The sequence below is a fragment of the Pelosinus sp. sgz500959 genome (genome assembly GCF_042610375.1).
GTDB lineage: Bacteria > Bacillota > Negativicutes > DSM-13327 > DSM-13327 > CTSoil-075.
This window is the reverse complement of record NZ_JBGJZL010000001.1, coordinates 533116-545158: the sequence shown is the minus strand read 5'-3', so window position 1 is coordinate 545158 and position 12043 is coordinate 533116. Positions and strand designations below refer to the sequence as shown.

Below are 12043 nucleotides of genomic sequence, written 5' to 3'. Positions count from 1 at the left end.
AATAGTCTATATAATTAGAGCGGAAGCACAGAGAACCTGTCTTCCGCTTTAATTATTTCTTTTGTATTTGCATGCAGGATTATTAGAGATTTGGGTAAAATATAGCAATAAGTACTATAAGGTCGAATCTTGTACTTGTGCGATTTCATCCTTTTTGGCTATGGATGGTAATGGAGAAATTTCAAGAGGGATTCCGCCCATCGCAGGTGCTAATAAATTAAATATTACCGTATAAATAAGACCGAAGAAAGCAGAATACAGTCCTGTTATCAAGGCGATAAATGTGCCGGCTAAAATGCCTACAGCGGTTTGGTCCATAAGGATGAAGAGTAAACCAAGTAGTGTACCGATGCAGATACCACTAACAAACATAATGAAACAGATCGGTCGATAAGCCAGACGTGTAACGGTATGATTATACATGAAATCACCTCGATCCTAATTTAAAGGAGGAACTAAAAATGTCTAAGGAAATCTTTGATGTTGCCATTATTGGCGGGGGGCCAGCAGGTCTATCGGCAGCTCTTACTGGGCGTATTCGGAATAAAAGCGTTGCTATCTTTGAACATATGGATCACAGCAAAAAATTACAAAAAGCTCACATTGTTGATAATTATTTAGGAATGCCGCAAGTTACCGGGAATGGTATGATGCAGCAATTTATATCTCATTGTATGGCTCATAACCCCACTGTAATCAAAGAAAAAGTTGTTAATATTTTTCCTGGAGATCATATTTTTACTTTGCTTACACCTGGTAATACTTATGAAGCGCGGACTGTGATTATTGCAACGGGTGTTGTAGCCACTACTTTATTTAGTGGTGAAAAAGATTTCCTAGGGCGGGGAGTCAGCTATTGTGCGACTTGTGATGGTATGATGTATCGTGGTAAAGATGTAGCGGTCATTTCTTATTCGGAAGAAGGGGAACATGAAGCTGATTATTTGCAAGAATTATGTCGTACAGTCTATTATTTGCCTCAATATAAAGACATTCCTAGCATACGTTCTGATATTAAGTTGATTCATGATAAACCTAAAGCCATTACGGGCGATGTGGTGGTAGAAAATTTAGTGATGACAAAGGAAAGTTTGAATGTTCATGGTGTATTTATTATTAGGCAGTCTGATCCTGTAGAGAATGTGTTGCCAGGTCTTGAACTTGAGGGCGAAGTGATCAAAGTGAATCGAGATATGTCAACGAATATCCCCGGAGTTTTTGCAGCTGGTGATTGTACAGGTAGACCTTGGCAAATTGCTAAAGCCACTGGTGAGGGACTCACTGCCGTATTAAGTGCCATTAATTATCTCGGAAAAAAAGATAAATAAAGTAATTTACACGTAAACCATAATGTACTGTAACCAAAGAGGGGAAAGAGAATGGCAATTAGATTGGCGAATCCTATGTAGCTAAGGATGAGGCTAAGAGCAACTAAAATGAACAGACTATTTATAGTGGAGAGATGGGTTACTGCAGTGAGTTTAGTAGCGCAGCCATAGAGACTGGCGAGCCCTGTCGTATAAATGGAAGCCAGAAAGATGAAAATGTAGCTGGCATGGTGTAAGGTATGCTGAGAATGTGCAATGAAGAGCATGGGGATTTCCTGCTCCACGGATTCAGGATAATGGATTAGAACGACAATTGTGATTAACCCTGCGAGAATCATTAATAATAGAGCACCTGCGATACTACCCCAGATACGAGATTTTCGTTGTGTAATGCGTGCACCTAGTGGAACAAGTACGGCGGCACTCATAATCAGATTGTAAGAAAGATAAAGAAAGCTAGCCAATAGCCAGTGGGGAGCTGGTAAGGCTGTAGTCTGTGCTGGGAGGGTTAGCATCCCTAGATTGATCTGGTGATGGTATAAGGAATAGAGAGCGATGATAATGATCGTGACGGTTAGTAGAGGCGTTATGATGATGTTTGCAGTGGTAATGCCTTTTAGCCCACAGAGGAGGGTGGTGATCAGTCCAAAGGACATGATACCTAGACCTAATGAATAAGATAAATTGAAGGTATCTTGAAAGAGTGTCCCAGCTCCTGCGAGCATCACTGTTAATACTCCAAAGAGAAATGCTGTAATCATCATATCTAAACAAAGTCCGATTTTTTTTCCGCATACATAATATAATAATTCATGATAACTGGTCGCTTTGATTTTATAACTGATTTCTAAAATTTGGATACCAAGCCAAGAGAATAGGCAACAGGTTATCAGTAGGCCTGCCAGACCCATACTACCATACACAACAAAAAATTGAGTTAATTCCTGGCCTGAGGCAAAGCCGGCACCCATAATCGTACCTGCGTATGTTGCAGAGATTTTGATGATATTTGATATTGTACGAGTGTTCATGGCATTCCTCCTTAGTATTAAAAACTCAGTTACTTTCTTTTTATGTAAGAGGATCTAATAATATGAAGGATTTATAAGAAAAGACTTGGCTTATACCAAGTCTTTAGACTTAAGCAGAAGTCTTGATGGAAATGCTTTTTCATTCTGTAAAAAAACAGGTCATGTAATGGGTTTTTCTCCATTACGTGACCTGTTCTTTATACTTTGCTTAAAAAAATAAATCGCGAACGCCTTCTTCAATTTGCATAAGGCGTTTAGCCGTTTCACGGCGTAACTCTTCATTTTTAATGGCAGCTAAATTTCGTTCAATTGTGTCTTTACCTTTTTCCTTACTTTGTGCGTCAGCATAATCCATGAGATATTCTTTAAAGGTTAATAGGGCATTCGGCTGACAAACATTTTGGATTTCGCCGCTTTTAGCTAAGGTCATAAATCTGTCACCAGTGCGTCCCTGACGATAGCAGGCGGTACAAAAACTTGGAATATAGCCAGTATCACATAACATACGAACGACTTCATTAGGAGAACGATTATCCCCAGTTTCGAATTGCATGCCATTAGCAGAATTATGTTCTTTATAAATTTCATGATAACCACCGACACCAGTACAGGAGCCCGCACTAATTTGTGAAATACCATAGGTAATAAGCTTGTCTCTATGTTCGGCGCTTTCGCGGGTGGATAATAACATACCTGTGTAAGGTACAGCGAGGCGAATAATGGCAACAATTTTATCAAAGTCATCGTCGCTGACTAAATGAGGAAAATTCTCCAGTGACATGCCAGAGGCAGGGCGCAGGCGTGGTACCGAGATCGTATGTGGTCCTACACCACAGTCCTTATCAAGATGTTCAGCATGTAGAAACATAGCGACAGTTTCATATTTATAATCATACAAACCATAAAGTACACCAATGCCGACATCGTCAATGTCTGCTTTCATGGCTCTATCCATAGCAGTCGTATGCCAGTTATAATCATTCTTAATCGAGTTTGGATGAAGTGCAGCATAGGTTGGGCGATGATAGGTTTCTTGGAATAAAATATAAGTTCCAATGCCGACATCTTTTAATTTCTTATATTCTTCAATTGTGGTAGCTGCAATATTGACATTTGCACGACGAATACTGCCATTACCATCTTTAACGCTGTAAACTGCCTTAATTGCATCCACTACATAATCAATATCGCAATTAATAGGGTCTTCGCCCGCCTCTATTGCAAGACGTTTGTGACCGAGGGATTCTAATATTTCAACTTCTTCTTTTATTTCATCCATGGAGAGGCGACGGCGTAATTGCTCTTTATTGTCATATCGATAACCGCAATATAAACAGTTATTTACGCAGTGGCTGGAAATATAAAGCGGGGCAAATAATACAATGCGAGTACCGTAGATGGCTTTTTTTACTTCACAAGCGGTGGTGAATATTTCTTGTAAAAGCTGCGAATCGGTTACCTCTAATAAGATGGCAACCTCACCTGCTGATAGTCCTTGATATTTACCAGCTTTACTAATAATACTCCGAACAAGTTCTTGATCCTTGGATTTTGTCTTTGCCTCAGTGAGTAAGGTATTGATGAGAGCATCATCAATAAAAGCATCGGATGTACGTTGTTCATTATTAATCATTAGAAATATCCCCCTTGTTTGTTGTTTTCGCAGTAAGGGCAGATTTGACAATTACACCAGGGAGGTTGCCTAGTTTACCAGTCAATGCACCGATGTCATCTGTATTGCCTTCAACGATGAGAGCGATCACGCCGATTTGCTCTTCATGTTTTGGAATTCCCATTCGACCAATGATCAGATGACTATAGTTACTAATGATCAAGTTTACTTTATCAACAATGGTTTTTGGTTCATTAATAACAATTCCTACCACGCCAATACGTTTAAGCATACGATCCCTCCCCCTAGTGAATAACATAAGCCTCCCTTTGCACATAGCAAAAGAAGGCTTAAAAAAATCCTGGTGATTTCGCCATCCTGTGCGTAGGCTTTGCCCTTGCTTGCAGATTTTAGATATGTATAAGTCTCCTTCAAAATATGAGGTTGATGCCACACAATTTGTTAGATAATTTGATTATACAATATTTTTATCATAACCGATAGTCTCTTTATATCTAGTCCTCAGGGGATCTTTCGTCAGGTTTGTGGAAGTCCTTTACAACAAATGGTGAATACTGTAGAATATAATAGTGAATACTATTAAAATAGCTTTCACTTGCTCTGTAATGCTCTATATGGCCTGTCCTATGCGGGCAAAAACTCTCGCTTCTGGATTGCAGGCGGGAGTTTTATATTGTAATACAATGTAGATTTTGTCAGTGTAGGAATTCTATGATAATCGTAGACGATATACATAGAGGAAGTAAAGGGTTATTTTTAAATGAGATCTTGCGTACCCTTAGGATTCATAGAGCCTTCACGGTTCAAGAAGGAAGGTACGTTTTTTATATTAATAGGGGGTCGGAAACATGCTTGACATTAAATTTGTTCGCGATAATATGGAAGTTGTTCAACAGGCATTAATGAATCGCGGAAATAATCTTAGCTTAGATGAATTTTTAGCACTAGAGAAAGAGCGCCGGGTGTTACTCAGCCAGGTTGAGACACTTAAAAATAATCGTAATACTGTGTCCCAAGAAATCAGCCGGTTAAAAAGAGCGAAGGAAAATGCTGATGAGTTGGTAGCTGAGATGCGCCTCGTTGGTGATCAAATTACTGAGATCGATGCTAAGGTCAAAGAAGTAGAATCAGCACTACAAACGATTATCATAAATATTCCTAATATGCTTCATGAGTCTGTACCTGTTGGCCAGGATGAAAATAGTAATGTAGAAATGCACACTTGGGGGACATTGCCTGTCTTTGAAACTCAACCTCTCGCTCACTGGGAAATTGGCGAAAAATTAAATATACTTGATTTTGAACGAGGCAGCAAAGTAACTGGAGCACGTTTTACTTTTTATCGAGGCCTTGGCGCTCGGTTAGAACGTTCTTTAATTAACTTCATGCTTGATATGCATACACGTGAACATGGTTATACGGAATTTTTTCCACCATTCATTGCTAATAAAGATAGTATGATGGGGACAGGACAACTTCCGAAATTCGCAGAAGATATGTTTAAGTTAGAAGGCTTAGATTATTATCTCATTCCAACGGCTGAAGTGCCGATTACCAATTTTCATCGTGGTGAAATTCTTGATGCTAAGGATTTGCCCTTGTATTATACAGCGTATAGTGCTTGTTTCCGAGCTGAAGCAGGATCAGCTGGTCGTGATACTCGCGGACTTATCCGTCAACATCAGTTCAACAAAGTTGAAATGGTTAAATTTTCCTTACCTGAAGAATCCTATAATGAATTAGAAAAGTTAACTAAAAATGCGGAACGTATCCTTGAGTTACTAGGATTGCCTTATCGCCGTATGGCACTCTGTAGCGGTGATGTAGGTTTCTCATCAGCTAAGACTTATGATCTTGAAGTATGGTTACCAAGTTTTAATACGTATAGAGAGATTTCTTCATGCTCTAACTTTGAAGATTTTCAAGCTCGTCGCGCTGACATTAAGTTCCGTCGGGAACCAAAGGCGAAACCTGAATTTGTACATACATTAAATGGCTCAGGACTTGCTATTGGACGCACCGTCGCAGCTATTTTAGAAAACTATCAGCAGCCTGATGGCTCAGTCATTGTACCTGAAGTATTACGCTCATATATGGGTGTTGATGTCATTAGTAAATAAAAAATAAAAGAGATGGGTCGTCACACTAATTTCTTAGTGCGGCAGCCCATCTCTTTTATTTACGTAATCAGAAAGTATAGCACTTTCTAGGGTTTCACGTAAGAACGACTAAGACTTCTGCCTGCATCTGAAGATTTGGCACAAATCAATTCTTTTTTATAAAAATAGTAAAATTCGACAATAAAGAATGATTTTTATTGTAAAAAGAATAGTAATAAGTCGAAATGATAGAATATTATAAAAGATAAAGGACTTTTATATTTTATATGTAATTAATTAAGTAATTGATTATTATTTTAGTAGAGAGATGGAGCAATTAATATAAGTAGGTGCAAAGATGCAAATGCTATTATATAAATTAATTGGAGATGAGTCTCTATTTTCGGCAGAACATAGAATTTTTAATATCGTATTATTGATTGGCATCTTATTGTCTATTTCCAGTGGTCTTATGAATTATTTTATGAATTTGAGCACTGTAATTACAATGATTATTTTGCTCAATGGCATAGTTTTAGGAATTCTCTATTATATATCAATTATAAAGAAACAATATTCAATACCAGTTCTTATTTTGATCTTCATGTGTGTATTTATTCTCACTCCATCGATCTGGATTTTTAATGGAGGAATATTAGGCGGTGCCTCCTTATACATTTTGATTTTTGCTTCGATGATTGCTGCTTTACTGCGTGGTTTCAAAAGATTAGTATTACTTGGTTGTTTGGTAATTATAACGTTAATTCTTGTGATCGTTGAATACAAAAATCCATCATGGATTACTTACTATACCAACGATGTCGATCGATACATTGATGTTTCTTTTGGATTATTATGCACGATGCTTGCGAATGCAACATTTATTATGATCATAATAAATTATTATACAAAGGAATATGATCGATCAAGGGACTATCTTGCACAAATAGAAAAACAAAAAATAGAAAATGCGATCAATAAGCTAGAGAGACTTAATCTTATTGGTGAGATGGCTGCAAGTATTGGACATGAAATTAGAAATCCTTTAACGACAGTACGAGGATATTTACAATATTTTACTCTTAAAAAGGAATTCTCAGACTATAAGGAAAGTTTTATAGTCATGATACAGGAATTAGATCGGAGTAATTTAATTATTACAGAGTTTTTATCATTAGCTAAAAATAAGAAAGTAGATTTAAAACTGAACAATCTTAATATCATTATTTCCCAGATATATCCTTTGATACAAGCGGATGCAGTTGGTGCAGGAAAAAATATTACACTCGAACTTGGTGAAATTCCTAATATATTAATTGATGAAAATGAAATTAAGCAATATATTCTTAACCTAGTTAGGAATGCACTAGAAGCTATAAAATATAAGGGTATCGTATCGATAAAGACTTATATGGATGGCCAACGTGTTGTCTTAGACATTCAAGATAACGGAGAAGGTATTCCCCAAGAAGTGATTGATAAACTTGGAACGCCTTTTGTTACGACAAAAGATCACGGCACGGGAATCGGCATACCAATTTGTTATAAAATTGCAGAGCGGCATAAAGCACAGTTAGATATGGAAACAAGTTCTAGGGGAACAAAATTTTCGATTAAGTTTAGACTTCTAGAGCAAGCATAGATGATTAGCCGAAGAAAAATGGACAATATAAAAAAATTACATAAACAATAAGGAGATAAGGCAATGAATATAGCTAAATTGATCGATCATACTCTTTTAAAACCTGATGCAACGAGAGAACAAATTAGTCGTTTGATTATTGAAGCTAAGGAATATGGTTTTGCCTCAGTATGTATACAGCCAACTTGGGTATCTTTTGCAGCGCAAGAACTTGCAGAAACGGATATAAAGGTTTGTACTGTTATTGGATTTCCTCTAGGAGCTACAACAACAGCCGTTAAGGTTTTTGAAACCCAAGATGCCATTAAAAATGGTGCAACAGAAGTTGATATGGTGATTGCCATCGGTCGGTTAAAAGCCGGTGAAGATGCGGCTGTAGAAGACGACATTCGCAAAGTTGTTGATGTTGCCTACGGTAAAGCATTAGTGAAAGTCATCATAGAGACTTGTCTACTCACTGATGAAGAAAAAATTAGAGCGTGCATGTTGGCTCTTAGAGCAGGAGCGGATTTTGTTAAAACTTCCACAGGCTTTTCTACAGGAGGTGCTACAAAAGAAGATATTTCTCTGATGAGAAAGACCGTCGGTGATCAAATGGGGGTTAAAGCTTCTGGCGGAATAAAAGATAAGGAAGATTTAGAGATGATGGTAGCAGCAGGTGCGAGTCGCATTGGAGCAAGCTCAGGTGTCAGTATTATGCAAGGTAAGGCTACAAAATCAAGCTACTAGTTAATCATGTAGATTGCTCAGTTGTCTTAACGATTGATGGAGAGAAAAATTGAGAATTGCAGGAATATAGGTGAAAAGTAATGAATTGATACAATATTACATATAATTTTATATATGGTATTATTTACTCGTTTAATCACTATATTATATTGCTGATTATTAAGATTAAAGCTCGAAATAATTGAAAGAATCCTTACGTACTATTTGGAGGGAGAAGCTCGTGGATATGAATGCTCTTGGTAAATCTTTTAGTCACAATATGGGTTTGGCTTGGAATAGTTTTATTCATTCTGGGAAAATCCTATCAGGAATTGTTTCACCTTTGGTTGCTGAATCATGGATAAAATGTGCTAATAGGGACATGAATCCCACAGAAGGCCGAGGGCACATTGAGTTAGGATGTAATGAACTTAAAGAACTGGTAGACAAAAATGAGATAATCATTCGTATTGCGAATCCCTTTATGAAAAATCTATATAAAAGCTTTTCTAATACTGGATTTATTGTTGTACTTGCAGATATTCAAGGGTATATATTAGAATCTTTTGGTGACAAAGAACGTTTAAAAAGCGCAGAATATCTTAATTTTGTATTTGGAGCAAATTGGTCAGAAACCAGAGTCGGTACGAATGCGATAGGATTCACGCTAGCCACAGGAAAACCGGCACAAGTCTCGGGGTGCGAGCATTTTTCTCAGCCGCATCATTGTTGGACTTGCTCGGCGGCGCCTATTTTTGATAAAAGAGGAGAAATAGTAGCTGTATTAGATGTCTCGGGACCTGTGCAAGATAAGAATTCTCATACTTTGGGTATGGTAATCGCGGCAGCAGAAGCCATTTCTATGCAATTGAAAATGCAGCAAAAGCATAGTGAGATAATGTTAATGAAGAGGCATCTAGAAAGTGTCTTTAATACGATGTCTGAAGGTGTTCTATTTATTGATAAGTTAGGTATAATAAGAGAAGTGAATGCCATTACGCAACGGTTGCTTAATAAAAATAGCCAAGATATTATTGGTCATTCTATTGACACTGTTTTTAAGGAAGTATCGCCTAGCATCAGGACAATGTTAGATAATCCTCAATTATATTCGGATATTAAATTGTTGGTACCTACACAAAATGGAATAAGCCATTGTATGGCCTCAGGCGAATTTGTCTCTGATGAATACGGAGGTGTGAATGGTGGTGTAGTGATTTTGCGTCCAATACAACAAGTAAAAGAGTCGGTAACTAGTTGCGGTGGACATCAGGCAAATTTTAAATTTAGTGATATTATTGGTAAAAGTCCTGTTATGAGAGAAACTGTGAGAAGTGCGATGTTAGCGGCAGGCAGTAGTTCAAATGTACTTTTACAAGGTGAGAGCGGAACTGGGAAAGAATTATTTGCTCAAGCCATCCATAACCAAAGTGCTAGAAATAATGGGCCCTTTATTGCTGTAAATTGTGGTGCAATACCTCGAGAATTAATCGGTAGCGAACTCTTTGGATATGTGGAAGGGGCTTTTACGGGTGCCAAGCGAGGGGGACGTCCAGGAAAGTTTGAGTTAGCGGCAGGTGGTACCTTATTCCTGGATGAAATTGGTGATATGCCCTTGGAACAACAGGTTACCTTGCTGCGAGTGCTACAAGAAAAAAAGATAAATCGTATTGGCAGCGATAAAGTAATTGCCACGGATGTACGGATTATCTGTGCTACTAATAAGAATTTGCTAAAAGAAGTGAAACAAGGCACCTTTCGGCAAGACCTTTATTATCGTCTCAATGTTATCTCCCTTACAAGTCCTCCTCTTCGTGAGCGGGGCGAAGATATTATTTTATTAATCACTTCTTTTTTGCAGAGTCTAAGCAAAAACAGAGATTGGGAATTTTACTTAGAACCTGAAGTAGTACTTTGCTTAAAAAAATATAGCTGGCCGGGCAATGTACGTGAACTCCATAATGTAGCGGAAAGAATTATTCATCTAGTCGAAGGAAATACAGTATCTCTAACCCATTTACCTGCTGAACTGTACCATTTTCACACAAATTATGAAGAGGTACCGATAAGAAGAGAATCATTTAAGGAACAGCGAAAGCAGCAGAATGAAAAAACGGAACGAGAAGAACTCATAACATTGCTTCGCGAATGTAACGGGAATATTAGTCATATAGCCAAGCGAATGGGTGTAGCTCGTACTACGGTTTATCGAAAAATGCAATTGTATGCGATACAATATTAAAATAAATGACTCTAAGAGAAATTGAGAGGATAAGCGTAATAGTTAACTATTTTTTGCAAAGGGCAAATGTAGCTTTAGCTGAAGAAGTTTCATAGTGTAGCGAAGTGTAGCGGCATAATACACTGTTACAACGTTCACGCTACAATCAATTTTATATGAAATATAAGAAAACCACCATAATTAGGTGGTTTTTTTGTCTATAAAGAATTGGCATGAAAATTGCAAAATTATTAAAGTAAGCTATAGTACTCAATTGCTTTGCAGGAAGGAGAGGAGATATTTTCATTACTTTATCGGTTTTTATAGTAGAGATTTCATAAGAAATGTCTGAACAATAGGAAAAGTCGAAAAAATTTGGGAGGGTTATGATATGAGCGAGGTTACGAAAGAAAAATTACTGGCTTTTTATAAAACAATGTTGACGATCCGTAAGTTTGAAGATAAGGCAGCAGAATTATTTGCGGCAGGCAAGCTTCCAGGCTTTGTTCACCTATATAGTGGAGAAGAGGCTGTAGCTACAGGCGTTTGCGCTAGCCTGACAAATAAAGATTATATCACCAGTACTCATCGAGGCCATGGGCATTTGATTGCCAAGGGGGGAGAAGTGGATAAGATGATGGCTGAATTATTTGCTAAGACGACAGGCTATTGTAAAGGTAGAGGCGGATCTATGCATATTGCGGATGTAGATTTAGGTATTTTGGGAGCAAATGGTATTGTTGGTGCAGGACAGCCCATTGCTGTTGGTGCAGCATTTGCCAATAAGTATAAAAAGACGGATGCAGTTGCCGTATGTTTCTTTGGTGATGCAGCTTCCAATCGGGGTACTTTTCATGAAGCCTTAAATTTGGCATCTGTTTGGAAATTGCCAGTGATTTTTATCTGCGAAAATAATAAATTTGGTATTTCCATGAACCAGAAAGATCATATGAATATTGTTGATGTTTCTCAGCGGGCCACTGCTTATGGCATCCCTGGGGTCACCATAGATGGTAATGATGTTGCTACTGTTTATGAAGTGGCAAAAGAAGCAATCGATCGTGCAAGAAGGGGTGAAGGACCTACTTTATTGGAATGTAAAACATGGAGACATTATGGACATTTTCAAGGAGATGCTGGTTTGTATAAAGATGTAGCGGAGCAAGAAGAGTGGATGGGGAAAGATCCTATAGTGAGACTGGAGGAAAAATTAAAAGAATTAAAATTTGCCAAAGAAAGCGATTTAGAAGCAATACAGACTCAAATACAGGCTCAAATTGATGCAGCGGTTGAATTCGCCAAACAAAGTCCAGAACCAGATCCAGAGGATGTTATGGCAGATGTGTATGCTCCCTGAACGTATACTGTGTTTAGAAGTAAT

10 protein-coding genes are annotated in these 12043 nt (G+C 37.8%); 6 read left to right on the top strand and 4 right to left on the bottom strand.

All coding sequences use genetic code 11. From position 1 onward, the window contains the following. Positions 1-114: 114 nt before the first annotated feature. Entirely contained in the window at positions 115-423 is a 309-nt protein-coding gene (locus ACAN52_RS02400) for a hypothetical protein (protein WP_378951647.1), read from the bottom strand. A gap of 38 nt (positions 424-461) precedes the next feature. On the opposite strand from ACAN52_RS02400, the gene ACAN52_RS02395 reads away from it, so the two are divergent. Beyond that, positions 462-1328 (top strand): NAD(P)/FAD-dependent oxidoreductase, encoded by an 867-nt coding sequence (locus ACAN52_RS02395; protein WP_378951644.1) that lies wholly within the window; start codon positions 462-464, stop codon positions 1326-1328. On the opposite strand, the gene ACAN52_RS02390 is transcribed toward ACAN52_RS02395, so the two are convergent. The 3 genes from ACAN52_RS02390 to ACAN52_RS02380 form a co-directional block, all read right to left on the bottom strand. Then, positions 1304-2359: a hypothetical protein gene (locus ACAN52_RS02390; protein WP_378951641.1), complete on the bottom strand. Its 1056-nt coding sequence runs from the start codon at positions 2357-2359 to the stop codon at positions 1304-1306. The two genes, ACAN52_RS02395 and ACAN52_RS02390, sit on opposite strands and share 25 nt — an antisense overlap. A 208-nt stretch (positions 2360-2567) precedes the next feature. After that, on the bottom strand, positions 2568-3992 hold the full coding sequence (hydG, locus tag ACAN52_RS02385; protein WP_378951639.1) for a [FeFe] hydrogenase H-cluster radical SAM maturase HydG: 1425 nt from the start codon (positions 3990-3992) through the stop codon (positions 2568-2570). Next, the gene (locus tag ACAN52_RS02380) at positions 3985-4263 is read right to left on the bottom strand and encodes a TM1266 family iron-only hydrogenase system putative regulator (RefSeq protein WP_378951636.1); all 279 of its coding nucleotides are present in this window, start codon (positions 4261-4263) and stop codon (positions 3985-3987) included. Before ACAN52_RS02380 ends, hydG begins: the two co-directional genes overlap by 8 nt. 577 nt (positions 4264-4840) lie before the next feature. Between ACAN52_RS02380 and serS the strand changes: the two genes are divergently transcribed. The 5 genes from serS to ACAN52_RS02355 all read left to right on the top strand — a co-directional run bounded on the left by serS (position 4841) and on the right by ACAN52_RS02355 (position 12019). Beyond that, a complete protein-coding gene (gene serS / locus ACAN52_RS02375; protein WP_378951633.1) occupies positions 4841-6112 on the top strand; it encodes a serine--tRNA ligase in 1272 nt (423 codons plus the stop codon). A gap of 337 nt (positions 6113-6449) precedes the next feature. Next, on the top strand, positions 6450-7733 hold the full coding sequence (locus ACAN52_RS02370) for an ATP-binding protein (RefSeq protein ID WP_378951630.1): 1284 nt from the start codon (positions 6450-6452) through the stop codon (positions 7731-7733). Positions 7734-7796: 63 nt separating this feature from the next. Beyond that, a complete protein-coding gene (gene deoC, locus ACAN52_RS02365) occupies positions 7797-8462 on the top strand; it encodes a deoxyribose-phosphate aldolase (protein ID WP_378951627.1) in 666 nt (221 codons plus the stop codon). Positions 8463-8682: 220 nt separating this feature from the next. Next, on the top strand, positions 8683-10683 hold the full coding sequence (locus ACAN52_RS02360) for a sigma-54-dependent Fis family transcriptional regulator (RefSeq protein ID WP_378951624.1): 2001 nt from the start codon (positions 8683-8685) through the stop codon (positions 10681-10683). 370 nt (positions 10684-11053) lie between these two features. Then, on the top strand, positions 11054-12019 hold the full coding sequence (locus ACAN52_RS02355) for a thiamine pyrophosphate-dependent dehydrogenase E1 component subunit alpha (RefSeq protein ID WP_378951621.1): 966 nt from the start codon (positions 11054-11056) through the stop codon (positions 12017-12019). Positions 12020-12043 lie beyond the last annotated feature (24 nt).